The following is a 25,333-nucleotide window of genomic DNA, read 5'->3' as shown; positions in this document are numbered from 1 at the left end:
TGTGCGCGCCGCCCCGCCGCGGTGGCGGGGTGCGACAGGAACGCGGCGGGGCGGCGGCGCGGGGACACGGCGGAACACCACTGTCAGGTGAGATGTTGCGCCGTGGTTACACGTGTCAATGACTCGTGTAACCACTGTGTACCATCCGTTTCCGGCCATCCGCTAGCCCCCGGGCGCAACAGGTCTGGAAAGATGCCACGGCAATGTCTGAGTCATCGAAGTCAACGAAGCCGGCGGATTCGCCGAAGTCGTCTCCGCAGCCGCAGCCGCAGCCGCAGCCGCAGCCGCAGCCGCCGCAGTCGCCGCCGCCTCCCGTGCCGACCAGTGCCGACGTGGCCCGGCTCGCCGGGGTGTCGCGGGCGACGGTCTCGTACGTCCTGAACAACGCCGAGGCCGTGCGCATCAGCGAACCGACCCGCCGCAAGGTCCGGGAGGCCGCCGAGGAACTGGGCTACGTCCCGCACGCCGCCGCCCGCAGCCTGCGCGCCGGACACACCCGGCTCGTGCTCCTGCCCACCCCGAAAGCTCCGATCGGGCCGCTGTACAGCGCGTTCCTGAACGAACTCCAGCGGGCCCTGCGCCGACTCGACTACACCGTGGTCCAGTACGGCAGCCTCGGGCTCGACGGCGACGAGGCCGCCCGCGCGTGGGCGGAGCTGCGCCCGGTCGCGGTGATCTCGCTCGGCGAGACCACGCTCACCCCCCGTGGGGTCGCCACCCTCAAGCGGGCCGGGGCGCGCGCGGTCATCACCATGGGGCCGGACCGGGTGCCGGGGGCGCACGCGCTGGTCATGAACCAGGAGGACGTCGGGGCCCGGGCCGCGGCGCACCTGGTCGAGCGGGGCCTGCGGCGGATCGGCGTGATCGTTCCGGAGGAGGAGGGGCTGGAGCTGTTCTCCGGGCCCCGGCTGACGGGTGCCCGTTCGGTGCCGGGCGCGGAGGTCGAGGCGCTCCCGATGGCGTACACCGAGGAATCGGCCGGCGCGCTCGCGGAGCGGTGGCGGGGGCTCGGGCTGGACGCGGTGTTCGCGTACAACGACGAGTACGCGATGCTGTTGATGCGGGCCTTCCAGGACGCGGGGCTGGACGTCCCCGGGGACGTGGCGGTCATCGGCGCCGACGACCTGCTCCTCGGACGGCTGCTGCGGCCCCGGCTGAGCACGGTGCGGATCGAGATGCCGACCGGTGGCCATCTGGCGGCGCTGGTGGACCGGGCGGTGCGGGAGCCGTCGGAGCTGCCGGTGCGGCTTCAGCCGGAGGACCTGATGGCGGCGGTGGCGGTCCCGCGCGAGTCGACCTAGCGGTCGGGCCGCGGGTGTTGCGGCGGTCTTGGCGGGGCGGGCCTCGGGTGTCGGGGCGGTCTCGGCGGGGCGGGCCTCGGGTGTCGGTGCGGTCTCGGCGGGGCGGGCCGCGAGCGTCGGTGCGGTCTTGGCGGGGCGGGCCTCGGGTGTCGGGGCGGTCTTGGCGGGGCGGGCCTCGGGTGTCGGTGCGGTTTCGGGGTGCGGGCCGTGGGCGTCGGTGCGGTCTTGGCGGGGCGGGCCGCGAGCGTCGGTGCGGCCTCGGTGGGGCGGGCCGATGGTCCGGTGCGGGCCGGTCGCGCGGGGCCCCGCGCCCCGAACGTCGGCCGGGCCGGGTCCGTTCCGCCTGTCCGCCGTTGACAGGCGGTGATGTGCGGACGGAGACTTCGGGCGCGCCCCACCGGGTGCAGCCGGCGTCGTGTTCCGGTGCCCACACCGGCGCCGGGGCGCTGTCGGCCGTACGGATCCGCCCAGGAGAGACCCCATGAGCATCCGCACCGTCCGCGACGTGTACGTCGTCGACGCCGTCCGCACCCCGATCGGCAAGTTCGGCGGCGCCCTCGCCGGAGTCCGGCCGGACGACCTGGCGGCCCACGTGGTCCGCGCGCTGGTGGACCGTACGCCCGGACTCGATCCGGCCCGGATCGACGACGTCGTCTTCGGCGACGCCAACGGCGCCGGCGAGGACAACCGCGACGTGGCCCGCATGGCGGTGCTGCTGGCCGGGCTCCCCGTCAGCGTCCCCGGCGTCACCGTCAACCGGCTCTGCGGATCGGGCCTGGAGGCCGTGGTCCAGGCCGCCCGCGCCATCGCCCTCGGCGACGCGTCCGTCGCCATCGCGGGCGGCGTGGAGTCGATGAGCCGCGCGCCGTGGGTGGTGCAGAAGCCCGAGCGGGCCTTCCCGGCCGGGCACCAGCAGATGTGGTCGACGACGCTCGGCTGGCGGATGACCAACCCGCGCATGCCCGAGGAGTGGACCGGCTCCCTCGGCGAGGGCGCCGAACTGATCGCCGAGAAGCACGGCATCACCCGCGAGGCGCAGGACGCCTTCGCGCTGGAGAGCCACCGCAAGGCCGCGGCCGCGTGGGCCGCCGGGCAGTACGACGCCGAGGTCGTCCCGTACGCGGGCGTGGACCTGCTGCGCGACGAGTGCATCCGCGAGGGCTCCACCCCCGAGGCGCTGGCCCGGCTCAAGCCCGCGTTCCGTACCGACGGGACCGGTACGGTCACCGCCGCCAACTCCTCCCCGCTCAACGACGGCGCCGCCGCACTGCTGTTGACCGACGAGGCGGGACTCGCCGCCACGGGCCGGGAGCCGCTCGCCCGGATCAGCGCCTCCGCCGTCACCGGCATCGAACCCCAGCTCTTCGGCCTCGGCCCGGTGGAGGCCGTCCAGCGGGCCCTCGCCAAGGCCGGACGCGACTTCGCCGACCTCGCCGCGTTCGAGCTCAACGAGGCTTTCGCCGCACAGGCGTTGGGCTGTCTGGCGGCCTGGCCGGAGCTCGACCCGGCCGTGGTCAACCCGCGCGGCGGCGCCATCGCCCTCGGTCATCCGCTCGGCGCCTCGGGGGCCCGGCTGGCCGGCTCGGTCGCGCACCAGCTGGCGGCGGCCGGCTCCGGGACCGGCATGGCGGCGCTGTGCATCGGCGTCGGGCAGGGCATCGCGCTCGTCCTGGAGCGCTGAACCCCGCCGCCCGATCGGGCAGGCGATCAATTCCGGTCACCGGGGAATGTCAACTGCCCAATAACTGAACAGATGTGGAGCCTCCGGTCTGGCACGATGGCGCGTGCTGCCGCCCCCCCCGCGTACCCGTCGCACGCCCATCCCCACCGGAGGCCCCGAGCCATGCCGCTCCTCGACCCGACGCTCTGGCAGGACGGACCCACCCTCACCGGCGGCCCCGCCCCGGTCCTCGAACCCGCCACCGGCCGCACCCTCGCCACCCTCGACCTCGCCGCGCCCGCCGACGTGGCCGAGGCCGCCGTACGGGCGCAGGCGGCCCAGCGCGACTGGGCGCGGACCACCCACCCGGAGCGGGCGGCGGTGCTCCGGCGCGCCGGGGACCTGTTCGCCGCCCACGGCGACGAGCTGGGCGAATGGCTGGTCCGGGAGTCCGGGTCGATACCCGGCAAGGCCGCCTTCGAGCTGCACGTCGCCGCGCAGGAGTGCTACGAGGCGGCCGCGCTGGCCTCGCGGCCGACCGGGCAGGTCCTGCCCAGCGAGGCACCGCGGCTCTCCTTCACCCGCCGGGTCCCGGCCGGGGTCGTCGGGGTCGTGTCCCCGTTCAACGCCCCGCTGATCCTGGCGATCCGCTCGGTCGCGCCGGCGCTGGCGCTCGGCAACGCGGTGCTGCTCAAGCCGGACCGGCGTACCGCGGTGTGCGGAGGTCTCGCCCTCGCCGCCGTGTTCGCCGCCGCCGGACTCCCGGCCGGACTGCTGCACGTGCTGCCCGGAGGCGCCGAGACGGGCGCCGCGGTGGTCGCGGACCCGCGCGTCAGGGTGGTCTCCTTCACCGGCTCCACCGCGGCCGGCCGGACCGTCGGCGAGCTGGCGGGCCGTCACCTCAAGCGCGCCCACCTGGAGTTGGGCGGCAACTCCGCGCTCGTCGTGCTCCGTGACGCCGACGTCGAGGCTGCCGTCGCGCAGGCCTCCTGGGGCTCCTTCTTCCACCAGGGCCAGATCTGCATGACGGCCGGGCGCCACCTGGTGCACGCCTCCCTGTACGACGAGTACGTGGAGCGCCTCGCCGCGCGCGCCGAGGCGCTGGCGGTGGGCGACCCGTTCCGCGAGCAGGTGCACCTGGGCCCGCTGATCGACCGCGCGCAGGTGGAGCGCGTACACGCCCTCGTGGAGGCCAGCACCGAGCACGGGGCCAAGCTCGTGGCGGGCGGTACGCAAACGGACCTGTTCTACCGGCCCACGGTGCTCGCGGGCGTCGGCGACGACACCCCCGCCTACGCCGAGGAGGTCTTCGGGCCCGTCGCGCCCGTACGGTCCTTCGCGACGGAGGAGGAAGCGGTGGCCCTGGCCTCCGCGGGCCCCTACGGCCTCTCGCTCGGCATCGTGACCCGGGACGCTGCGCGGGGTCTGGACCTGGCCGAGCGGATCCCCACCGGAATCGCGCACGTCAATGACCAGACGGTCAACGACGAGGCCGTCGCGCCCTTCGGCGGCGTCGGCCTCTCCGGAACCGGTGCGCGCTTCGGCGGCGAGGCCAATCTGGACGCCTTCACGGAGCTGCGCTGGACCACGGCCCGCACCACCCCGGCCCCTCACCCCTTCTAACGGAATGCCCGGGGCCGGCCGATGGTTCCATGGGCAGAACAGTCGATCAGGAAGGTCCGGACACCGTGGCTACAGTCGAGCTCACGAAAGAAAACTTCGACCAGACGATCAGCGAGAACCCGTTCGTGCTGATCGACTTCTGGGCGGGCTGGTGCCGGCCGTGCCTGCAGTTCGCCCCGGTCTACGACAAGGTCTCCGAAGCCAACGCCGACCTGGTCTTCGCCAAGGTCGACACCGAGGCACAGCAGGAGCTGGCCGCCGCCTTCGAGATCACCTCGATCCCGACGCTGATGATCGTCCGGGACCAGGTGGCCATCTTCGCCCAGCCCGGCGCGCTGCCGGAGGCGGCGCTGACGGACCTCATCGGGCAGGCCCGCGCTCTCGACATGGACGAGGTGCGCGCGAAGATCGCCGCCTCGCAGCAGGGCGGCACGCCGGAGGCCTGATTGCCCGCCGCGGCCCCCGCCCGGCGGTGACACTGGTCCGTATGACCGAATCGGTGGAGTACGACGTCGTGGTGCTCGGCGGGGGGCCGGCCGGCGAGAACATCGTCGACCGGACCCGGGCCGCCGGGCTGAGCACGGCCCTGGTGGAGAGCGAGCTGATCGGCGGGGAGTGCTCGTACTGGGCCTGCGTGCCGAGCAAGGCGCTGCTGCGCCCGGTGCTGGCCCGGGCCGACGCGCGCCGGGTGCCGGGCCTCGCGGGCGCCGTCGCCTGGCCGCTGGACACGGAGGCGGTGTTCGAGCACCGCGACTACTGGACGGGCAACTGGAAGGACGGGGGCCAGGTCGACTGGCTCGACTCCATCGGCGCCCACGTCTACCGGGGCCACGGCAGGCTCTACGGGGTCCGCAAGGTGGCCGTCACCAGCCCCGAGGGCGTCCACCACGTGCTCTCGGCCCGGCACGCGGTGGTCGTCGCCACCGGCACCCGCGCCGTCATCCCCGACCTGCCCGGCATCAGCGGGGCCGGCCCCTGGACCAGCCGCGAGGCGACCTCCGCGCGGCAGGTGCCGGGGCGCCTGCTGATCGTCGGCGGCTCGGTGGTGGCCTCCGAGATGGCCACCGCCTGGCAGGGCCTCGGATCGCAGGTCACCGTGCTGGTCAGGGGCCCGCGCCTGCTCCCGCGGATGGAGCCCTTCGCCGGAGAGATGGTGGCCGACGCGCTCCGCGAGGCCGGTGCGGAGGTCCGTACCGGCGTGACCGTCGAAGCGGTCGTACGGGACGGCTCCACCGGCCCCGTCACGGTGGTGCTGGAGGGCGGCGAGACCCTGTGGGGCGACGAGCTGCTGATGGCGACCGGCCGGGCCCCGCGCACCGAGGACATCGGGCTCGACACCCTCGGGCTGCCCGCGGGGGAGTGGATCGGGGTCGACGACAGCTGCCGGGTGCCCGGCCACGACTGGCTGTACGCCGTCGGCGACGTCAACCACCGCGCACTCCTCACCCACCAGGGCAAGTACCAGGCCCGGATCGCGGGCGCCGCCATCGCCGCCCGCGCGGCGGGCACCCCGCTGGACACCGGCCCCTGGGGCGCGCACGCGGCCACCGCCGACACGAAGGCCCTGCCGCAGGCGGTCTTCACCGACCCGGAGGCAGCGGCCGTCGGCCTGACCCTGGCGGAAGCCGAACGGGCCGGACACCGGGTGCGGGCCGTCGACTACGACCTGTCCAAGGTCTCCGGCGCCGGCCTGTACGCCGACGGCTACCGCGGCCGGGCCCGGATGGTCGTCGACCTCGACCGCGAGGTGCTCCTCGGCGCCACCTTCGTCGGGCCGGGCGCCGCGGAACTCGTCCACGCCGCCACGATCGCGGTGGCGGGCGAGGTCCCGATCGCCCGGCTCTGGCACGCGGTCCCGGCGTTCCCGACCATCAGCGAGATCTGGCTGCGCCTGCTGGAGGAGTACCGCGGATGACGCGACGGGCGCACGGGTGGCTCAAGTGCGCAGGTAAGAGGCCCCGTTGACGTCGAGCACCGTGCCCGAGCTCCACACGGCCCCGGGGGAGGCCAGGTAGAGGACGGCCGAGGCGATCTCCTCCGGGGTCGCCACCCGCCCGAAGGGGCTCTGGGCGCGGATCCCGTCGCCCTCCGGGCCGCTGAGCCGGCCCGCGACCCGTTCCGTGGCCACGAAACCGGGGGCGACCGAGGCGACCGCGATGCCGTGGGGCGCGAGGGAGACGGCCAGGGACTGCCCGAGCGCGTGCAGCGCCGCCTTCGTCGCGCCGTACGCGGGGTGGTCGGGCTCGCCCCGGAACGCTCCGCGCGAGCCGACGTTCACGATGCGCCCCGCCCGGCCCGCGTCGATCATGCGGCGCGCCGCGCAGTAGCTGAGGTTCGCCGCGCCGAACAGGTTCACCTCCGCCGTGCGCCGCCACGCCTCCTGCCAGTCCGCGTACGAGGTGCTGGGCAGCGGGTGCGCGACCATCACCGCCGCGTTGTTCACCAGCACGTCCACCCCGCCCAGCGCCTCGTCGGCCTCGCCGACCAGGGCCTCGACCCGCACCGGATCGCCGAGATCACCGCTGACGAGCACGTGTCCGTCGCCCGCCAGCCCGGCCAGGGTCTCCTCCGCGTCGGACTGCCGGGTGGAGCAGTGCACCGCGACGCGGTCGCCCTGCCGGGCGAACGCGGCGGCGACGGCCCGCCCGATGCCCCGCGATGCCCCCGTGACCAGTACCCCTCGGCTCATGCGCCGCTCCTCCCGCCCGTCGGTGCGTCCACGCCATCAAGATCGCGAACGTACGTCAATATACGGGGGCGCGCCGGGCGATCACGCTGCCCGGGCGTGGAGTTCCAGGGCGCACAACAGGTGGATCTGCGCGTCCGCCCACGGCCGCGCCGCCGCGCCCGGCCCCTCCGCGCGCAGCGCGCCGAGGAACGCCCGTACGAGGCCGGCCGCGGCGGACAGACCCGTACGGGCCAGGCCGGCCGCCGAGTCCTCGATCGTGGCGCGGGCGGGCTCGCCGAGTCTGCCCAGCCCCAGGACCGCCGCCGAGGCCAGCGCGGACAGCGCGCCCTCCATCGCCTCCGTGAGCGGGTCGCGCGGGCGCGGCACCGGACCCGCCGCGAAGCGGGGGCCGGCGGCGGGGGTCAGATCGGGGACGATCACGCCCCCGGCCGTCGTCATGACGGCCACCGGGTCGAAGACGAGCCCCGCGCCCGTCACCCGGACCAGGGCGCTCAGATGGCTGACCTCGCCCCGGTCGCCGCGCAGGCACGCGGCGAGGACGTCCAGTGCGCCGGGACTGTACGGGTTGTACGTCGCCGACACCCGCCCGACGGCCCCCCGGCCATCGCGCACGGTCGCCTCCAGCCGCTGCTCGGCCGGGTCGTAGCCGACCTCCCCGACCTCGCGCACCTCCACCACGTGGACGGAGCCCGCCTGCGTCCGCGGCCGGACCAGATACGGCGCCAGCCCCTCCAGCGCCCGGGCGTGGGCGGTGAAATCCCGCAGCAACAGCGGCTCGGGCAGCTCCGACCAGGCCGATCCGACCGGTGTCACGCTCGTCGAGGCCATCCGGCCGACACCGATGGTGACGGACAGGCCGGGCGTACGGGAGGCGCTTTCGCTCACCACATTGGCGCGGGCCACCGCCCCCAGGGTGGACCCGGCGAGCCGCCGCCCCGCCAGCTCGGGCCCGCTCGGCTCCTGCCCCGGCGCCAGCTCCCACCTGCGGCGCAGCACCAGTCCGGTACCGGCGCCGGAATGCCCCAGGAACACCTCCGCGGTGCGCTCGCCCGGGCCCCCGCCGATCCGGCAGCCGAGGGCCGTGAGCCGGACCCGGCGCAGCGGCGTGACGCCGCGTTCCCCGGAACCGAGGACCTGGGATGCGGCGAGCGGCCCCTCCCGGCCGGCCGCGCGGAGCCGGGCATGGAACTCGGCGATGAGCGCCGCGTACTCCTCGGCCCGCCACCGGGCACCCCGGGCCGCGTGGTCGTCGAGCTGCCCGGTCAGCTCGGTGAGGATTCCGGCGGGCCAGTGCAGCGCCCGCGCGGACAGTTCCTCCGCCGTCCGGCGCAGGGCGGTGACCGCCACCGGGCCCGCGTGCGCCGCGCCGTCCAGGAGCAGGCCGTCGAGGAGTGCGGCCGCGGCGTCCAGCTCGGCGGCGCCGGGCCGCGCCCAGCCGCCGTTCCCGTTCCCGTTCCCGGCGCCGCCGCCCACGTCGACCCGGTCGGGCGGAGCGGCCGGATCGGCCTCGGTGGCGGCACGGAACGCCCACACGGCGAGCGCGATCACCTCCCCGCGGCGGGCGGTGGCGGCGTCGGTGACCGCATGCCCGATGCCTTCCGCGGCCGGGACCGGGAACCGCACCGTGCAGGTGGGCAGTTCCGCCCGGGCGGCGGGCTCCTCGGCGGTGGGGTGGTGCAGCCGGGCCGTGTACCCCCGGGCGAGGATCCGCCGGGCGGCGGCCACCGCGCGGGCCCCGACGGCGGCGACCAGCGCCTCGTCGTCGAGGTCGCCCGGTGACCAGCCCTGCCGGCCGACACCGGTGCCCCCGGAGCGGCACGGTCCGGGCTCCTCGGCGGGGGCCGGGCTGCCGGGGGCCGGACCGTCGGGGGCCGGGGCGTCGGGGGCCGGGGCCTCGGGGGCCGGGCCGTCGGGCGCCGCACCGTCCGGAGCTGGGCCGTCGGGCGCCGGGCCGTCGGGCGCCGGGCTGTTGGTGGGCGGGCCGGCGTGACGCCGGTTGTCGGGAACCGCGCCGTCGCGGACCGGGCCGTCGGGCGCCGGGCTGTCGGTGGGCGGGCCGGCGTGACGCCGGTTGTCGGGAACCGCGCCGTCCGGGGCCGGGCCGTCGGGACCCCGCTCATCCGGAGCCGGGCCGTCGGGAGCCGGGGCGGCGGGACCAGCGGTGGCGGGGGCCGGGCTGTCGGTGCCCGGGGCGTCGGATTCGGCGACGCGCTGCCAGGCGAGGACCAGGCCGAGGAGGTGCCGGCAGATTCCCGGCGCCCCGCACGTGCAGGCGCCCTGGCCCAGTCCGGCGCCCGGCGGCAGCGACACCCGGACGCCGTCCGGGAACACCCCGGTCAGCGCGCCGTCGGCCCTTGCGGACGGCACCGCTCCGGCGCCCGCGCCGAGTTCCTTCACGGCGCGTTTGACCAGCCCCCGGTTGGCGAGCGCCGCGAGGGTGTCGAGGTCCAGCGCGAGGAGATCCGTACGGGTCACCCGGGTCACCCGGGTCACCCGGGCCGCCTGGTTCGCCTGTGTCCCAGGGGTCATCGGCCCAGCCTTTCGGCGACGAACGCGGCGAGCTCACCCGGCGTCATCGCACCGACGTGCGCACCCGCGTCCGCGAGCCGCTGCGCCAGCTCACGGTCGTACGCCGGGTTCGCGTCCTCGTCGAGCGCGGCCAGGCCCAGTACGGTCGTGCCCTGCTCCACCAGCGCGCGCACGCCGCGCACCAGCCGGTACGCGTCGCCGCCCTCGTAGAAGTCGGTGATCAGCGCGACGATGGCGCGCCTCGGGTTGTCGATCAGCCGCGTGCCGTAGTCGACGGCGCGGGCTATGTCGGTGCCGCCGCCGAGCTGGACGCCCATGAGGAGCTCGACCGGGTCGGTTACATCGGCCGTCAGGTCCACCACGCTGGTGTCGAAGGCGACCAGATGGGTCTTCAGGCCCGGCAGCCCCCACAGGCTCGCGGCCGTGACCGCCGAGTGGATGACCGAGTCGACCATGGAACCGGACTGGTCCACCAGCATGATCAGCTGCCACCGCTCCAGGTGCGGGCGCGTGCGCGAGTGGAAGCGCGGCCGCTCGATCAGGATGCGCCGCTCGGCGGGCTGGTAGTGGGCCAGGTTCGCGCGCACGGTGCCCCGGAAGTCGAAGTCGCGGGCCGAGGGCAGCAGGCTCGGGCGGCGCGAGCGCGTCCCCGAGAACGAGCGGCGGACCTCGGGCTTCAGCTGGTCCAGGAGCCGGCGTACCACCGTCTCCACGATCCGCCGGGCCAGCCGCAGCACCTCCGGGTTCATCAGGTGCTTCGTCCGCAGCACGGCGCGCAGCAGGGTCGGGTTCGGCTCCACGCGTTCCAGCACGGCCGGGTCCGTGACGATCTCGTGGATCTCGTACCGCTCGACCGCGTCCCGCTCCAGCCGCTCGACCGTCTCCTTCGGGAAGAGCCGGTGGATGTCGTCGAGCCAGTCGACCGCGGTGACCGCCGACGGCCCGTCGCCGCCCGCGCGTGCGTCCGCCCCGGGGCGGACCCCGCGCCGGGCCTGCTCCGGGTCGCGGCCGTAGAGCCACTCCAGGGCGGCGTCGCGGGCCGCGGCCTCGCCGCGCAGCGGGCCGGTGCACTTCTCGGCGGGGGCGCCCAGGATCAGCCTCCACCGCTCCAGACCGGGATCGGGGGCGGTCACGGCGCCGCCCGCAGGCCGTAGCGGTCGAGGGTGCGTTCCACTTGCTCCTCCAGGTTCCGGGCCCGCGCGATCAGCAGCGGATCGGTGGTCACGCGCAGCAGCGAGCGTGCCGAGCCGCGCACACCGCGCCGTTCGATCAGCCGGGCGGCGATCCGCTCGCGCTCCCGGGGCGGGAAGTACGCGAACGCCTGCCGCAGGGCGGGCAGACCCGCCAGGAACTCCGCCTCGGACATGGCGCCCACCAGCTCGTCGAGCACGCCGATCAGCGGCTCGCGTCCGCCGCCCGCCGTCAGCTCCGTACGGGCGAGGGCGAACAGGCCCGCCAGCCAGTCGCCGAGGGTCCCCGGCGCGGCCGCCGCCCGGACCGCGCCGGCCGCGCCCCCGCCGTCGGTGTCCCCCAGCGCGCTGCGCAGCCCGAAGGCCGCCCCGCGCAGGTCGGCCGGGGCCGCTGGATCCGCGCTGATCCGGCGGCACACCCCTGCCACGGCCTCCCGGGACACCGACAGGAGCTCCCCGGCGTGCAGCACCGCATCCCGTACCGCGGCGAGCGCGCGCAGCCGGCCCGGATCGGCGCCGCCTGCCGCGCCGCCGGCCGCGCCACCGGCCCCGCCCCGGACACCTTCGGCCAGCCACAGGACGCGGCCGACCGCGGTGTCGACGGCGCGGGCGAGCAGCGGGTCGCGGGCGACTCCGTACACCCGGTCGTGCCGCCACAACCCGAGCGCCGTGTGCAGCGCCTCGCCCAGCGGGCCGAGCTGCACCGCCCGCCCGAGCCCGGCGCCCAGCTCCGCCACCAGGCGGGCCGACAGCCGCGTGGCACCGCAGACGACGGCGTCGAACAGGACCCCGGCCAGCGCCGCGGGATCCGGGACCGCCGCCCGCATCCGGTCCTCGAGGGCCACGGCCGCGGCCTCGTCGAGGCTCGCGCCGAAGCCGCCCGCCTCGATCAGCGCGGCCTCGCGGCCCGCCGTCGTACGGGGTTCCCAGCGCTCGGTGAAGACCGGGTCGGCGCCGTGCGCGGGGCCGGAGACCCGGGCGAAGCCGGGTACGTCCAGCACCCGCAGCCGGTGCAGCACCTGGCTGCGCGTCAGCCCTTCCGGGTCGGTGAGGCGCAGGGTGACCGGGCGGCCCTCGCCCGGGGTCAGCCCCAGCGCGGCCAGCCGTGCCCCGACGTCGTGCACGAGGGGAGGCAGCGGCGTCCCGGGATGGAGCCGTCCGACGCGGTCGCCTGCGCAGGCGGCGACCATCTCCACGACCACCGGGTGGGATCCGGGGCGCAGCGGACCGCGCCGGGTCCACGGCAGCGGTTCGTCGAGGGCGTCGGTGATCAGCGCCCCGGCCAGGCCGTCCAGGAGGTCGAGCCGGGTCGGTGCCTCGTGTCCGCGCAGCGCCGCGAGGCCCAGCGCGGTGCCGTGCGCGGCGATCAGCCCGGCCGTGGAGACGGGGTGGCCGCGCTCGCGCAGCCGCCCGGCGACGGCCCGCACCAGCCCCTCACCGGCGGCCCGCGGGCCCGCCTCCCAGAGACGCTGGTAGTAAGCGGGGGAGGGCATCCCGGACTGGTACCCGGCGAAGGCGTCGAGCTGCCGGAAGGAGTACGGCACCAGGAAACTCCCGCTCAGGGCCCCCTCCCGCGGCGCGGGCACCGCAGGCCACCCCGCCCCGGGCCCGCCGGCCGGCACCGCCGCCCCCGTCATGGCCACCAGCGCTGGGCGGTGGAAGCCGCCCGTGACGACCAGCACCGGGCCGTCCCCGCCCGCGGCCACGGCGGCCCGCACCCAGGCGGCCATGTACTCCTCCCGCGCCCGGTCGCCCTCGTCCGCGACCGCGTCGCCGCGCACGAGGTCGAAGTACGCCTCCAGCCGGGCCGCGAGTCCGCCCTCCTCCGAGCCGGCACCGGGTCCGGGTTCCGGCTCGGACTCGAACATCCGGTCCCACAACGCGTCCACCGAGTCGACCTGGAACCGCCGGCACAGCCGGGCCGTCGCCTCGGCGTACCGCGCCTCCGCGTCCGCGTACCGGTTGGGGCGTCCCGCGAACGCCGGATGCCAGGCGGGCAGGTCGATGAACCACACCTCCGCCCCGGCGGCCCGGCCCGCCGTCAGCGCGGCCCACTCCGGCGAGTAGTCGCACAGCGGCGTCCAGGACGTCGCGGCCCGCTCCTCGTCCCGGTAGTGGCTGAACACCGCGATCGGCAGCTCGTGGCCCAGCAGCAGTTCGTCCAGCCGGCCGTTGAGGTCGGCCGGCCCCTCGATCAGCACGTGCGCGGGCCGCAGCTCCTCGATCGTGCGCAGGACCAGCCGGGCGCAGGCGGGGGAGTGGTGGCGCACGCCGAGGAAGGTGACGCTCATCGGACCGTCAGCCGGCCAGCAGGTGGCGGGCGGCGTGCAGGGCCTTCCACTGCGCCCCGCCGCGCCCGGACGCCTGCTGTTCGAGGTAGCGGCGCAGCCGGGCCAGGTCCTCCGGACTGTCCTTCGCTGCCGTACCGGCCAGGCAGGTGACGAGATCGGCCGCGTCGCCCGGCTCGCCGCGCAGGAACCAGCCCCGTACGCCCACGGCGTGGGCGACCGAGACGGCCTCGGCGGTGCTCATCACCGACGAGAGCCGGTCGGTGGACGAGCCGTCGCCGCCGATGCCCGAGCGCAGCTCGCGGAAGGTGGTGACGAGCACCTCCAGGATGTCCGGGTCCGGCGCCACGGCCACGCCCGAACGGGCCAGCAGCGCCTTCGCCTCGGCCTCGACCAGGGCGATCTCGGTGTCCGGATCGGCGATGGGGAACACGGTCTCGTAGTTGAACCGCCTCTTGAGGGCGGCGCTCATCTCATTGACCCCGCGGTCCCTGGTGTTCGCCGTCGCGATCACGTTGAACCCCTGGCGGGCGAAGACCATCCCCTCCGGCCCCTCCAGCTCGGGGATGGCCACGACCCGTTCCGACAGCAGCGAGAGCAGCGAGTCCTGCACCTCCAGCGGGCAGCGGGTGATCTCCTCGAAGCGCACGAGCCGGCCCTCCCGCATCCCGCTGAGCATCGGCGCGGGCACCAGCGAGCGCTGCGAGGGGCCCTCGGAGACGAGCAGGGCGTAGTTCCAGGAGTACTTGATCTGGTCCTCGGTCGTCGCCGCGCCGCCCTGCACGATCAGAGTGGAATCGCCGCTGACGGCCGCCGAGATCAGCTCCGACAGCAGCGATTTCGCCGTGCCCGGCTCGCCCACCAGCATCAGACCGCGGTTTGTCGCCAGTGCCACCAGGGCCCGCTCGACCAGCGCGGTGTCGCCGACGAACTTGCGGCCGATGCCCGCCTCCTCGTCCCCGACGATGAAGCGGCGTGCCGCCCGCAGGCTCAACTGCCAGCCCGGAGGCCGGTGATCGGTGTCGCAGGCCCGCAGGGCGGCCAGCTCCTCCGCGTAGCGCACCTCGGCCGGCGGCCGCTGCAGCTCCCCCGCATCCGGGGCCGTGGTCGTGGTTGCGGTCGTCATGACGTCAGCTCCGTCAGATCGGCCAGCACCTCGGACACGATGACCGGCGACAGGTCACCGAACCTCAGGGGATAGGACCGCGACCTCCAGTGGTCGCCGGGCTGCCGGTCGAGCCAGATCGTCTCCAGTTTCTGGTCCGGGAACTCGTCGATCATCCCGACCGCGATGCCCATGTCCAGCGCGATCACCAGGTAGCACTCGTGACCCAGCCGACGGGAGAACCAGCGCTCCACTCCCGCGTCCTGCGGCTCGCCGCGCTCCCAGCCGCGCTTCTGCAGCCCGAGCAGTTTCCCGACCGGCACCGTGACGCCCTCGAAGCGGGTGAGCCGCGCGCCGCCGGCCTCCTCCTCGGTCACGGCCATCACGGGCCGGCCGAGCTGCGGGAAGGGCTGCACGATCTCGTAGTCCGCGAACAGCTCGGACCACCGCGCCAGCGAGTCCTCCAGGTGCAGCGGGTGCGCCAGGGTGATGCGCGCGTCGTCCGCGAACTTCACCGCCTCGTCCTCGACGTCGGCGTACGTACGGTCCTCGGCCACCCGGAACGCGGTCACCTCGCCCTCCGCCTCGGCCCGCCAGACCAGCCGCCGCACCAGGTGCCACACCAGCGGGTGCTCCACGAACAGCTGACGGAACTCGGCGCCCGCCCACGAACGCCCGTCCACCATCGCGGCCTCCAGCCGCCGGATCTGGTCCGAGGCGATCGTCCGCACGTCCTTCTTCAGCGCCATGAACCGCTTGCGCTCGGCGGTGGCCAGCTCCGTCTCGTCCCGGGCGCCGGGCCTCGGCAGGTCCTTCAGGCGCCCGCCCTCCGCGTCCAGCACGTAGGGCTTGAGCTGCTCGTCGAAACCGACCGTGAAACGGCGCGTGCCGTAGTCGACGAGCGTGCTGCCGTCCGCGTCGAGACCGAGGTCGGGCACCAGCCGGTCCGACAGCTGCTCACCGGTCAGCCCGAGCCCGGCCGCCACCTCGGCGATCTTCTCCTGTGCCCGGACCTTCAGCGCCTTGAACTTCACCCGCTGCCCGATCCCGTGCAGGTGCAGCAGGGCCACGTCGCTGCCGATCGCCGCCAGGACCTCGAGACCGTCGACGGCCCGGTGGTGCGCACCCTCCCCCGGCCACGCGCGGATCACCGGGGTGAGTGAGCGCACCGTCTCGTCGTCGCCGAACCAGCCGAGGGCGTGCAGCGCCCACGCCTCCTTGGGCGGCATCCCGGCGAGCCGCCACTGCCCGAACAGCGCCCACGCGAAAGCGGCCAGGGACTCGGAGGTGCACAGCTCCCGCACCTGTTCCAGCCCGGGGAACTCCGCACGCGGGGAGGACACCGCCAGCATCGTCAGCACGTGCCCGGCCGCCGACGCGGGCAGCGCGCCGCCGGACTTCAGCATGATCTGCGGCAGTGCCCGCGGATCGGTCCAGTCGGCCGGCCTGGGCATCCGGGCGGGCAGCGCCGTCGCCAGCGGGTCGGACCCCAGCAGGGGCTCCAGGGCCTCGGTGGCCTCGGGGCCGTACTCCGCCACCACCTCCCGTACGCGATCGGCGCCGTGCGCCGTCACGATCAGCAGCAGCGCCCGCTCGGCCGCGGTCCGCTCCGCACCCGGCGCACCCAGTGCGTCGGGGACGAGCAGCCGGGCCGCGTCGCCGCCGTGCCGCAGGAGCCAGGAACGTGCCGTGTCACCGGCGACCTTGAGCCGGACCAGCCACTCGGCCATCAGGCGTGCCACACGCGGGTCGAGGAACGGGAGGAGCAGCGGCGCCATGGCGGTCGGATGGCGGGTCGCCATGTTCAGGGCCACGTGGAGCGCGGCCAGTTCGTGGCGGGCGACCAGCGGCTTGTAGGCACTCAGCCCCGGGTAGGCGGACCCGGTGCCGTGCCAGTCGGCGAGCAGCGGCCGCACCAACTCGACGGGGCCCTTGACGAGCACCCCCAGGGTGTCCCAGACACGCTGCCGGCGGCCGGTCCGCAGCTCTTCGATGTACGTCTCCATCGGCTGGTACCCGTGCCAGGCGGTCACCCAGGACTCCGTGGTGGCCCACGCCTCCCGCTCACCCGGCCGCCAGGCGATGCCCGCTCCGGCCGGTGCCACGAGCCCCCCGACCACGCGCGGCTTGACCACCGTCCGCTTGCGGGTCCACGGAGGGCTGCTCAGCAGCGGGGGCAGCGCCTCCACAGGGACCTCCGCCACGCGCTCCGCACGGTCCATGAGGGGGGCGACGACCGCGGCGAGCTCCTCGGGGAGGGTCGCCAGCACATCGGCCGCGAGGTCCCGGTGGGCGGCCGTGTGCCCGACCAGCAGCTGACCGGCCAGCGCCGCCCCGGGGCCCGTGCCGAGGGACGCCCGCGCCAGCGTGCGCAGCGCCCGCGCCGGGTAGCGGCGCGCCGCCGCGGTCAGGGCCGTGCGTACGTGCTTGTTGTCGAGGTGGTCGACCAGCGATCCGAACGCCTCGTCGGAGGGCAGCTCGGCCAGGGCCTCGGCGATCAGCTTGACCTGGGCCGCGTCGATGTGGCGGCCGTTCAGCTCGCCGGCCAGGAACGGCACCATCCCCGTGCCCACCCCGTCCGCGAGCGTAGCGATCAGGGAGGTGTTCCAGCCCCGCCAGCCGAGCTCCGTCCGGCCGCCGAACAGAGCGACCTGCCCGGCCGATCCGAGGGAGCACAGCAGCATCTCCCGTACCTCCCGCTCGTGGTGCCGGCGGGCCGTCGGACGGGCGCAGCACTCGTCGACCCACTCCTGCTCGGTGGGAGCGAGGTAGCACGTCATGACCTGCTGACGGGCGCTGCGCCGGGCGCCGGAGAGGGGCGCGACGGCGGCCCGGTACGTGTCCTCGTCCGCCACGGACAGCAGGGCCCTGACGCGGTCCAGGGCCGGCCGGACGACCCTGGTGCCCCAGCCTCCGTGCCCGTCGTCGTCGGGACGCGCGGTGACCCCGTCGCCGATGCTGCCGGTGCCCAGCAGCGGCCGTACGTCGGACAGCTCCGCCGCCGCCAGCGCGGCGAACGGCAGCCCGAACTCGGCGGCCCAGGCGTCCGCGACGACCTGGAAGGACCGGCCCTTCGCCGTCAGCAGTACCGCCAGGACCGCCGCGCCCAGCGGGCTTCTGCTGCCGGACCGGTGGGCCCGTGCGGCCTCGACGAGCTCGGGGTCGCTCTCCGGGGAGGCGAGCGCGCGGTCGATCGCCGGCGCACTCCGGTCGGTCCACTCGCGCAGTGTGCGCGGCGCGTCGGCGTCGAGCGCGCGCACGGTCCCGGCCACCCCACCGCGTCGCGGATGCAGACTCCGCTTCCACGCCGCGGGAAGCGTGAACGCGTCCTCGTCCACGGGGACGACCGGGACGTCCGGCACCTGCGCGACGACCGGCGCCGGGGCCGCCGGAGCATCGGCGCCACCGGCCGCGCCGCTCTCCGCGTACCCCTTCCGCTCCTTCTCCGCTATCGACTTGACCAGGTACGACTGGGCGTCAGCGGCGGAGCCGAACTCCTTGACCCGGGTCTGCCCGGCCGTCCCGGAGCGCCCGAAGCGGACGGTCACCGAGGTGCCCTCCACCCCGGCCTCCCAGAACTTGGCCGAGCCGCCCTCCGCGTACTCCCAGCGCCGCACGCTGCCTCCCCTTGTCGCGCGTGATCAGTTGACCGAAACAGTAAACGGCCCCACTGACAAAGGGTTCCACGGGCTGTGGACGGGGCTCGCGGACCGGCTCCCCGGATCTTGGACGTCCTATCCTTCAGCGACATCTCTCGGCCGGAGAAGCTATTGGAGGCATCGCCCGTGATCGTGATCGCCCACCTCAGCGACGTCCACATCGACAACGGCGAGCGCGCGTCGGACCGCACCCGCGCCGTCATGGAGTACCTCGACGGGCTGCCGTACGACCTCGACGCCGTCCTGGTGAGCGGGGACATAGCCGACGAGGCCCAGGTGCCCGAATACGAGGAGGCCGCCAAGCTGCTCCGCTCGCGGCATCCCCTGGTCATATGCCCCGGCAACCACGACGAACGGACCGCGTTCCGGCGCGGCCTGATGGCCGAGGAGTCGCCCTCGGCGGCTCCCGTCGACCAAGTGCTGCGCGGCGAGGGCTTCGTACTCGCCGCGTGCGACTCCTCCGTACCGGGCGAGCACCACGGCTACCTGGAGGAGTCCACGATGGCCTGGCTGGAGGAGGTGGTGGCCTGCACCCCGCGCGAGACGCCGGTCCTGGTGGCCTTCCACCACCCGCCGGTCGAGCTGCACGCCCCGTACGTGGACGGGATCCGGCAGTTCGGGGAGGAGCGGCTCGCCGCGCTCGTCGAGCGGCACCCGCACGTGAAGGCGTTCCTGTGCGGGCACGCGCACACCGCGGCGGCCACCACCTTCGCGGGCCGGCCGGTGCTGGTGGCGCCGGGGGTGGTCTCCACCGTCCGGTTGCCGTGGGAGGGGCGGCGGGGCGCCGACGAGTGGGTCCACCTCGACGAGCCGCCGGCCGTCGCCTTCCACGTGATCGGTGACGACGGCCGGCTGACGACCCACTACCGGGTGGTCATGGGCCCACGGTGATCTGCTGGGTGGCGTCGGTCGAATCGGTGACCAGGTAGAGCGCGTTGAAGGTGGACGAGGTCGCGCTCGTCGGGCAGCCGAACCCGCCGGTGACCTTGACGGGTACCGACGCGTTCGTGAAGGTCAGGCTCGACGGCGCGCCGTTCGCCCACGTGCCGCCGACGTTCGCCGCGGCGGTGGGCGCCGCGGTGACCGTACAGGTGGCGAGGCCGGTGGTCTTGAGCACCAGTCCGCCGACCGGCACGGTCATCGTGGCGGTGACCGGTGCGCCGTTCTGCATCGACACCGTCCAGGCGCCGCTGGTGGTGACCGTCGGGGTCACGCCCGGCATGCTGGAGGTGCAGGAGCTGTACGTCGGCGGGGAGATCGGGGAGGAGACCGGCCCGGACGCGTTCTGGTTGCCGGGCGCCGCCGGCACCGTACCGGTGGAGACGGAGACCGAGCAGGTCACCGTCACCGAACCGGCCTTGAGGGTGGCCTTTCCGCTGAGGACGGCCTGGAAGGCGTGCCCGGCCGGGGTCACGGTGGTGGACCCGGCCACGGGTGCCGGGGCCCCGGCGAGGGGGGCCGCGGTGAGCGGGGCGGCGGAGGCGGTGAACGAGGCCAGGGAAAGGGCGGCGGCTGCGGCCGTGCCGAGGGCGAGCGCGGTACGCGTACGGCTCATGGCTGTGCTCCTTGGGAATCCTGGTGCACGGTGGGGGAGGGGTGCGGCGGCGGAGCGGATGCGGGTGCGGGTGCGGGCGAGCGGGGCTGCCGGGTCGGCTGCCAGGCGAACATCAGGCCGCCGCCGAGGATGCCGAGCAGGGTGCCGATCAGGAACCCGCCGAGGTTCGACAGGACCAGTGCGGCCGTGGCGATCACGGTGGTGAGGACACCCGCGAGGCTGCGCTGAGCGGGAGAGAACCAGACGGTGAGGCCGAGCATGATCATCACGACGCCCATCAGGACGGACGGGATCCCCGCCACCCCCTGCTGGAGCATGATCTTCAGCGGTGCGAGCGGCAGGACGCAGATCCACGCCCCGGCGAGGACGGCGAACAGCCCGCCCCAGAAGGGTCTCGCGCGCCGCCACCGTCTCCACTGCCGCCACCGCCCGCGGCGGCTCAGAAACATTCCTTCTTGCCCTTGGAGACGTCCATGCGCAGCCCGGAGAGCTTGAAGGTGCCGGCGTTGGTAGCCCACGCCGTCTGCTGCAGACCGGTGATGCGGACCGTGTCGGCCTGCTGGGCGAAGAGGTCCTGCATCCCCTGGGCCTCGGCCGGGCCCTTGTCGAGGGTGGAGGCGTCGCGCCCGATCTCGATGTTGCCGAACACCGCGTCGCCCGCGAGCTGGGTCGCGTCCACGAACAGGTTGCTCGCTTCCACGGGCTTGTCGCGGCCGGCCGTCAGGTTGAGCGAGATGTCGCCGATCACCGGGAGCGAGGTGACCACCGACTGGCACAGGCTGTTCAGTTTCGCCTCCCGGATGGCGGTCACGGCCACCGGGATGAGCTCTTCGCGGGCGTTGACGTCGACACTGCCGTACTGGGCGAAGCCCTCGCCCTCCAGGCTCTGCGCCGACACCTTGAACTGCTGACCCGACACGGCGAAGGAAGCGGCGAGAGCGCCCTGCGCGAGGGCGATGCCGAGGCCGGCGGTCACGGCGACGGCGGGTACGGTCAGGACGGCGAACCGGCGCCAGCGGACCCGGCCGGAGCCGCTGTCCTCGTCGGGACCGGAAGGATCGGAGTCATCGGAAGTGCCGGATAAGTACGGGGAATCCACCATGAGATCGTCCCTTTTTTCGGCTGTGCACCCTTGTTACCGACGAGTTGAATGTAAGAGTGCCAATGGGGGTTGGCAAGGTTGTGCGAGCGCACCCTTTGAGCCGACTCCTACTGCTCCGTACGCAGCAGTTCGGCGACCTCCGCGTCCACCCGCCGGGCCATCGCCCGCGCGAATTCCGTGGCCACGACCTCGCCGGCCACCGGCCTCAGCGCCGCGACCGCCTCGGTGACGTGCCGCAGCTGCGTGGCCGAAAGCCGCTCCAGCCCCTCCGGCCCGATCACGTGCTGCCGGAACAGCGCGACGAAGCGGTCCGCGACAGCCGCCGCCTGCGCCTGAACGAAGTCACCCGCGTCCAGGATCGCGGCCAGCGGGACCCCCTGCCGCACCAGCGCCAGCGTCGCGTCCAGCAGCCGCCGGCTCGGGTGCGTGACCAGGTCACCGTCGACGGTGACGTACCCCAGCTCCGCGGCCCGCCGGGTGTCCTCGGCGGTCGCCGTCGGCCCGAACAGCTCCCGCAGCTCGGCCCGGGTCATCGTGACCGGCTCCTCCCGGACCCAGTCCCGCGTCATCTCCCGCTCCAGGCCCAGCAGTCCGGACAGCCCGCCGCCGCCCTCCCAGGCGTGCAGCAGCTCCGCGATGCCGTTGACCGTGTACCCGCGGCCCAGCAGGTCGCTGATCAGCCGCAGCCGCGTCAGATGGTCCTCGGAGTACCAGGCGATCCGCCCCTCCCGGCGCGGCGGCGGCAGCAACCCGCGCTCCTGGTAGTAGCGCAGGTTGCGTACCTTGACGCCGGCCGCCCGGGCCACGTCCTCCCGGCGGTACCGCCCGCCGCCGCCCGTGTCATCGCTCTCCGCCTCGGTGCTCACGCGGCGAAGCATAAGACGTACCGGCAGGTCACATGGGGCGCGGCGACTCGCGCCGCTTGACCGCCCGCAGCACCACGAACTTCGGCTCGCTCGCGGCGACTTCACTGTTGCCGAAGAGCCGCCGCAGATGCGTGTGGTAGCCCATGTGCCGGTTCGCGACCACCCACAGCTCACCGCCCGGCCGCAGCACCTTGCGCGACTGGGCGAACATCCGCAGCGCCGTCGCGTCGGTCGTCGCCTGGTGGGAGTGGAAGGGCGGGTTGCACAGCACCAGGTCGACGGAACCGGGCGCCAGCATCGCCACCCCGTCGCCGACGTGGAACTCGGCGGTCCGCCGGCCCGCCCGCACGTTCGCCTCGTACGTGGCCCGCGCCGAGGCGATCGCCTGGTACGACTCGTCGGTGAAGACGACCTCCGCGTCCGGATCGTGCACCTGGATCGCCGTGCCGACCACACCGTTGCCGCAGCCCAGGTCCACGACCCGGGCACCGTCGGTGTTCGTCGGCAGGCTCTGCAGGAAGAAACGGGTGCCGATGTCCAGCCGGTCGGCGCAGAAGATCCCGGCGTGGTTGACGACGGTCAGCCCCGAACCCGAGCCCGCCTCCTGGTCCACCGTGTACGTCAGCGGCCACGGATCGGCGGCGACGGGGCGCACGGCCCCGGGTGCGTCCGGCGTACAGAAGATCAGCCGGGCCTTCTTCTCGGCGAGCGACGTCTTCGTAGGGCCGAGGATCTTCTCGAAGAGCCGCAGCGTCGAGGTGTGGATCTCCTTGACCATGCCGGTACCGACCACGACGGTGCCCGCGTGCACGTGCGGGGCCAGCCGGTACAGCTGGTCCTCCAGAAGCGCCAGGCTCTTGGGTACGCGCACCAGCAGGACGTCGATCTTCTCCGGCGGCGGGTCCTGCGTGGTCAGCAGCGTGACGGTGCTCTTGGCGGTGCCGATCCCGGCCCGGTCCAGGTTCGCGGCCGTGGCGGACCGGCTCAGCGCGGAATCGGTGATCTGGACGGGGTGGTAGGCGGCGAGCGCCGTGGTCAGCGCGCCCCAGCGGTCGCCGAGCACGACGATCCGGCCCGCGGAGGCGAGGTCCACCGGACCCCGCTCCCCGGTACCGGAGTCGAGGTGGCGCAGCAGGTACTCGTCGGCGGCGTCCCAGGCGCGGAGCCGGTCGCGCGGGTCCTCGGGGAAGCGGGTGAGCTCGTAGGAGCCGAAAGGCGTGGTCAGACGGTTCATATCCGCCCCAGGCTATCCGAGCCGGGCCACCGCCCCGGCACCAGCGCGGCCGGGCGGCCCCTTACTCGGGGAAGTCGCCGGCCATGGCGGCGGCGATCCGCAGGTACGGCCGCGCCTCGTCGGCCCGGCCCTGCCGCTCCAGGGTGCGGCCGAGCATCAGCTGTGCGTAGTCCTCCACCGGCCAGCGCTCCAGGATGGAGCGCAGCTCCCGCTCGGCGCGCGAGAGCTGCGCGGAGTGGTAGTAGGCGCGGGCCAGCAGCAGCCGGGGCGCCAGCTGCTCGGGCGCCTCGCCCGCCAGGCCCTCCAGGAGGCGGGCGGCCGTCGCGTACTCCCTGGCGTCGAAGAACAGCCCGGCGCGCGTCCAGCGGTCGGCCGCCGTCCCGTGCTCCAGGTAGGCCGCGTCCTTGATCGCGAAGATCGCGTCCCCCGGCTCGACCGGCTCGCTCTGGTTGATCCGCTCCACGGCGTTCCTTCCGGCGCTCGGGTGGTGTGTACGGAGCCTCCAACACGCCCGGGCGGCGGAACATTCCACCTCACGCCGCCGCTCCCGCGCGGCTAGGTTGTCCGCATGAGCAATCTCGATCGCCAGCCCGCTCTCTCCGCCTGCGGCGGCCGCGGATTCGTCGTGGCCGAACCGGTGCGAGAGCTCCTCAGCCCGCGCACCGTGAAGCTCGGCGAGTCCACCGAGGTCCGCCGGCTCCTGCCGAACCTGGGGCGGCGCATGGTCGGCGCGTGGTGCTTCGTGGACCACTACGGCCCGGACGACATCGCGGACGAGCCCGGCATGCAGGTCCCGCCGCACCCGCACGCCGGGCTGCAGACGGTCAGCTGGCTCCACGAGGGCGAGGTGCTGCACCGCGACAGCGTCGGCAGCCTCGCCACGGTCCGCCCGCGCGAACTGGGCCTGATGACCTCCGGGCGCGGCATCAGCCACTCGGAGGAGAGCCCCCGCCCGCACGCCCGCTTCCTGCACGGCGCGCAGCTGTGGGTGGCCCTCCCGGACGCCCACCGCAACGTGGAACCCCACTTCCAGCACCACGCGGAACTGCCCCACGTGACGGCCCCCGGCCTGACGGCGACGGTCATCCTGGGCACCTTGGACACGGCGACCTCGCCGGGCACGGCGTACACCCCGATCGTCGGCGCGGACCTGACCCTGGCGGCGGGCACCGAAACCCGCCTCCCGCTCGACCCGGACTTCGAGTACGCGGTCCTGTCGATGTCGGGCGAGGCCCACGTGGACGGCGTCCCGGTCCTCCCCGGCTCGATGCTCTACCTCGGCTGCGGCCGCACGGAACTCCCCTTGCGGGCGGCGTCGGACGCGGGGCTGATGCTGCTCGGCGGAGAGCCGTTCGAGGAGGAGATCGTCATGTTCTGGAACTGGATCGGCCGCTCCCACGAAGACATCGCCCAGGCCCGCGAGGACTGGACGACCGGAACCCGCTTCGGCGAGGTCAAGGGCTACGACGGCCCTCCGCTTCCGGCTCCGCAACTGCCTCCGACCCACCTGAAGGCCAGGGGAAGGGTGCGTTGACCTGACGGTTTGTGGGGGCGAGGGCTGAGTGCCGGGCTCGCGCCCGGCCCTCCGATTCCGGTTTCGCGGGGGAGGCCGCCAGGCGGGCAGTTCTGCCCACGCGGACGGCGCCGCTGCCTGCCGTTGTGCGCGGTCGAGCCGCTGGCCGGTGCTGTGGCCCGGGAAGGTTTGCCGGGTGCGAGACCATTTCTTGCCGCAGTCTTGCCCACCGCTTTGGCGAGCCCCCGGAAGCGGTCGAACTACCCTTCCGGCCATGCCCCTTCGCCCCCCACGTCACCCCGCCCTGCCCGTCCTGCCGTACCGCAAGCCGACCCGCGGCCGCGACTACTGGGTCCTGGACGACGTGTTGCCCGATGTGGACGCCGTGCGGGCCCGCTGCCTGGCGAAGGGCGACTGGGTCCAAGGGGCACCGCACAAGCCCGAGCCCTGGCCGGGGCTGCGCGCGATGCCTGGACTGGAGCCGGACGAACTGGCCCGCGTGGAACGCCTCGTCCGCCAGGCCACCGGGGCGAAGCGGATCTGGGCCGTGGACCCCGCGGGCGCCGGCACGTTCAACCACAACTGCGTCCAGGTCGTGGGCAAGGACGAGTGTGAGCCCCGTCCGCACACCGACTCCCGCAGCCTGTGCCGCTACGCCGCCGTGCTCTACCTCAGCCCCGACGCCCCCAAGGACTGCGGCACCAGCTTCTACCGCCAGAGCCTCCCGGGCGGCGTCCTCGGCGGCAACCAGGTCCTGGCCCCGCACAACAACCTGGTCGACGCCCTCGGCACCCGGTTCGTCCCCGAGGACTCCTTCACCGAGGACATCCGCGTCCCCCACCGCTACAACCGCCTGCTGCTCTACTCGGCCAACCTCATCCACAGCGCGACGGGCTACTGGGGCACGACCCTGGAGGACAAGCGGATGACGGCGGTTTTTTTCTGGATGGCCTAGCGCCGTGACATGACCTGCTGGGTCGCACGATGTGCCGGCGCCCTCGGCCTTCCTGCCGGGTCAT

The 25,333-nt window shown here is 74.5% G+C and carries 20 protein-coding genes; 8 read left to right on the top strand and 12 right to left on the bottom strand.

The window, feature by feature from the left end; translation table 11 throughout:
• Positions 1-203 precede the first annotated feature (203 nt).
• The 5 genes from ACZ6Y1_RS02005 (at position 204) to ACZ6Y1_RS01985 (ending at position 6,499) form a co-directional block, all read left to right on the top strand.
• Complete coding sequence (locus ACZ6Y1_RS02005) at positions 204-1,301, top strand: LacI family DNA-binding transcriptional regulator (RefSeq protein WP_469621074.1); 1,098 nt, start codon at positions 204-206, stop codon at positions 1,299-1,301.
• Positions 1,302-1,782: 481 nt separating this feature from the next.
• The gene (locus tag ACZ6Y1_RS02000) at positions 1,783-2,982 is read left to right on the top strand and encodes a thiolase family protein (RefSeq protein ID WP_469621071.1); all 1,200 of its coding nucleotides are present in this window, start codon (positions 1,783-1,785) and stop codon (positions 2,980-2,982) included.
• 162 nt (positions 2,983-3,144) lie between these two features.
• Entirely contained in the window at positions 3,145-4,584 is a 1,440-nt protein-coding gene (locus ACZ6Y1_RS01995; protein ID WP_469621068.1) for an aldehyde dehydrogenase family protein, read from the top strand.
• Positions 4,585-4,649: 65 nt separating this feature from the next.
• The gene (locus ACZ6Y1_RS01990; protein ID WP_469621065.1) at positions 4,650-5,030 is read left to right on the top strand and encodes a thioredoxin family protein; all 381 of its coding nucleotides are present in this window, start codon (positions 4,650-4,652) and stop codon (positions 5,028-5,030) included.
• 41 nt (positions 5,031-5,071) lie between these two features.
• Positions 5,072-6,499: a dihydrolipoyl dehydrogenase family protein gene (locus ACZ6Y1_RS01985; protein WP_469621061.1), complete on the top strand. Its 1,428-nt coding sequence runs from the start codon at positions 5,072-5,074 to the stop codon at positions 6,497-6,499.
• Between the two features lie 21 nt (positions 6,500-6,520).
• Here the strand turns inward: ACZ6Y1_RS01985 and ACZ6Y1_RS01980 are convergent, their stop codons facing one another.
• From ACZ6Y1_RS01980 to ACZ6Y1_RS01955, 6 genes are all read right to left on the bottom strand, one after another.
• Positions 6,521-7,273: an SDR family NAD(P)-dependent oxidoreductase gene (locus ACZ6Y1_RS01980; protein ID WP_469621057.1), complete on the bottom strand. Its 753-nt coding sequence runs from the start codon at positions 7,271-7,273 to the stop codon at positions 6,521-6,523.
• Positions 7,274-7,354: 81 nt separating this feature from the next.
• The gene (locus ACZ6Y1_RS01975) at positions 7,355-9,802 is read right to left on the bottom strand and encodes a hypothetical protein (RefSeq protein ID WP_469621054.1); all 2,448 of its coding nucleotides are present in this window, start codon (positions 9,800-9,802) and stop codon (positions 7,355-7,357) included.
• Positions 9,799-10,935 (bottom strand): VWA domain-containing protein, encoded by a 1,137-nt coding sequence (locus ACZ6Y1_RS01970; RefSeq protein WP_469621050.1) that lies wholly within the window; start codon positions 10,933-10,935, stop codon positions 9,799-9,801. The genes ACZ6Y1_RS01975 and ACZ6Y1_RS01970 overlap by 4 nt, the downstream gene beginning before the upstream one ends.
• Positions 10,932-13,283, bottom strand: a complete 2,352-nt coding sequence (locus ACZ6Y1_RS01965; RefSeq protein WP_469621047.1) for a DUF5682 family protein — start codon at positions 13,281-13,283, stop codon at positions 10,932-10,934. The genes ACZ6Y1_RS01970 and ACZ6Y1_RS01965 overlap by 4 nt, the downstream gene beginning before the upstream one ends.
• Before the next feature lie 7 nt (positions 13,284-13,290).
• Positions 13,291-14,406 carry an ATP-binding protein gene (locus ACZ6Y1_RS01960; protein ID WP_469621044.1) on the bottom strand — a complete coding sequence of 372 codons (1,116 nt, stop codon included), beginning with the start codon at positions 14,404-14,406 and terminating at the stop codon, positions 13,291-13,293.
• Positions 14,403-18,002 (bottom strand): DUF4132 domain-containing protein, encoded by a 3,600-nt coding sequence (locus ACZ6Y1_RS01955; protein ID WP_469621041.1) that lies wholly within the window; start codon positions 18,000-18,002, stop codon positions 14,403-14,405. The genes ACZ6Y1_RS01960 and ACZ6Y1_RS01955 overlap by 4 nt, the downstream gene beginning before the upstream one ends.
• A 168-nt stretch (positions 18,003-18,170) precedes the next feature.
• Between ACZ6Y1_RS01955 and ACZ6Y1_RS01950 the strand changes: the two genes are divergently transcribed.
• Entirely contained in the window at positions 18,171-18,935 is a 765-nt protein-coding gene (locus ACZ6Y1_RS01950; RefSeq protein ID WP_469621039.1) for a metallophosphoesterase, read from the top strand.
• Here the strand turns inward: ACZ6Y1_RS01950 and ACZ6Y1_RS01945 are convergent.
• The 6 genes from ACZ6Y1_RS01945 to ACZ6Y1_RS01920 form a co-directional block, all read right to left on the bottom strand.
• Positions 18,919-19,599 (bottom strand): hypothetical protein, encoded by a 681-nt coding sequence (locus tag ACZ6Y1_RS01945; protein WP_469621036.1) that lies wholly within the window; start codon positions 19,597-19,599, stop codon positions 18,919-18,921. The genes ACZ6Y1_RS01950 and ACZ6Y1_RS01945 overlap by 17 nt on opposite strands.
• Positions 19,596-20,048, bottom strand: coding sequence for a DUF6114 domain-containing protein (locus tag ACZ6Y1_RS01940; protein ID WP_469621031.1), 453 nt, complete (start codon positions 20,046-20,048; stop codon positions 19,596-19,598). The genes ACZ6Y1_RS01945 and ACZ6Y1_RS01940 overlap by 4 nt, the downstream gene beginning before the upstream one ends.
• Complete coding sequence (locus ACZ6Y1_RS01935; RefSeq protein WP_469621026.1) at positions 20,039-20,701, bottom strand: DUF6230 family protein; 663 nt, start codon at positions 20,699-20,701, stop codon at positions 20,039-20,041. Before ACZ6Y1_RS01935 ends, ACZ6Y1_RS01940 begins: the two co-directional genes overlap by 10 nt.
• Before the next feature lie 107 nt (positions 20,702-20,808).
• Entirely contained in the window at positions 20,809-21,567 is a 759-nt protein-coding gene (locus tag ACZ6Y1_RS01930) for a MerR family transcriptional regulator (protein ID WP_469621024.1), read from the bottom strand.
• 28 nt (positions 21,568-21,595) lie between these two features.
• Positions 21,596-22,792: a methyltransferase gene (locus tag ACZ6Y1_RS01925; RefSeq protein ID WP_469621729.1), complete on the bottom strand. Its 1,197-nt coding sequence runs from the start codon at positions 22,790-22,792 to the stop codon at positions 21,596-21,598.
• 70 nt (positions 22,793-22,862) lie between these two features.
• A complete protein-coding gene (locus ACZ6Y1_RS01920; RefSeq protein WP_469621726.1) occupies positions 22,863-23,255 on the bottom strand; it encodes a tetratricopeptide repeat protein in 393 nt (130 codons plus the stop codon).
• A 114-nt stretch (positions 23,256-23,369) separates the two neighbouring features.
• Here ACZ6Y1_RS01920 and ACZ6Y1_RS01915 point away from each other — a divergent pair, with 114 nt between their 5' ends.
• Positions 23,370-24,335 (top strand): pirin family protein, encoded by a 966-nt coding sequence (locus ACZ6Y1_RS01915; protein ID WP_469621018.1) that lies wholly within the window; start codon positions 23,370-23,372, stop codon positions 24,333-24,335.
• Between the two features lie 253 nt (positions 24,336-24,588).
• Positions 24,589-25,269, top strand: a complete 681-nt coding sequence (locus ACZ6Y1_RS01910) for a DUF6445 family protein (protein ID WP_469621015.1) — start codon at positions 24,589-24,591, stop codon at positions 25,267-25,269.
• Positions 25,270-25,333: the final 64 nt, after the last annotated feature.

Source organism: Streptomyces sp. NPDC053432 (genome assembly GCF_055585365.1).
This window is presented reverse-complemented; position numbering and strand designations above follow the sequence as displayed.

Excerpts from the sequence above, each read along its gene's own strand:
- ACZ6Y1_RS02005 (WP_469621074.1), top strand. The coding sequence starts at position 204 with ATGTCTGAGTCATCGAAGTCAACGAAGCCGGCGGATTCGCCGAAGTCG.
- ACZ6Y1_RS02000 (WP_469621071.1), top strand. The coding sequence starts at position 1,783 with ATGAGCATCCGCACCGTCCGCGACGTGTACGTCGTCGACGCCGTCCGC.
- ACZ6Y1_RS01995 (WP_469621068.1), top strand. The coding sequence starts at position 3,145 with ATGCCGCTCCTCGACCCGACGCTCTGGCAGGACGGACCCACCCTCACC.
- ACZ6Y1_RS01985 (WP_469621061.1), top strand. The coding sequence starts at position 5,072 with ATGACCGAATCGGTGGAGTACGACGTCGTGGTGCTCGGCGGGGGGCCG.
- ACZ6Y1_RS01980 (WP_469621057.1), bottom strand. The coding sequence starts at position 7,273 with ATGAGCCGAGGGGTACTGGTCACGGGGGCATCGCGGGGCATCGGGCGG.
- ACZ6Y1_RS01975 (WP_469621054.1), bottom strand. The coding sequence starts at position 9,802 with ATGACCCCTGGGACACAGGCGAACCAGGCGGCCCGGGTGACCCGGGTG.
- ACZ6Y1_RS01965 (WP_469621047.1), bottom strand. The coding sequence starts at position 13,283 with ATGAGCGTCACCTTCCTCGGCGTGCGCCACCACTCCCCCGCCTGCGCC.
- ACZ6Y1_RS01960 (WP_469621044.1), bottom strand. The coding sequence starts at position 14,406 with ATGACGACCGCAACCACGACCACGGCCCCGGATGCGGGGGAGCTGCAG.
- ACZ6Y1_RS01945 (WP_469621036.1), bottom strand. The coding sequence starts at position 19,599 with ATGAGCCGTACGCGTACCGCGCTCGCCCTCGGCACGGCCGCAGCCGCC.
- ACZ6Y1_RS01940 (WP_469621031.1), bottom strand. The coding sequence starts at position 20,048 with ATGTTTCTGAGCCGCCGCGGGCGGTGGCGGCAGTGGAGACGGTGGCGG.
- ACZ6Y1_RS01935 (WP_469621026.1), bottom strand. The coding sequence starts at position 20,701 with ATGGTGGATTCCCCGTACTTATCCGGCACTTCCGATGACTCCGATCCT.
- ACZ6Y1_RS01915 (WP_469621018.1), top strand. The coding sequence starts at position 23,370 with ATGAGCAATCTCGATCGCCAGCCCGCTCTCTCCGCCTGCGGCGGCCGC.
- ACZ6Y1_RS01910 (WP_469621015.1), top strand. The coding sequence starts at position 24,589 with ATGCCCCTTCGCCCCCCACGTCACCCCGCCCTGCCCGTCCTGCCGTAC.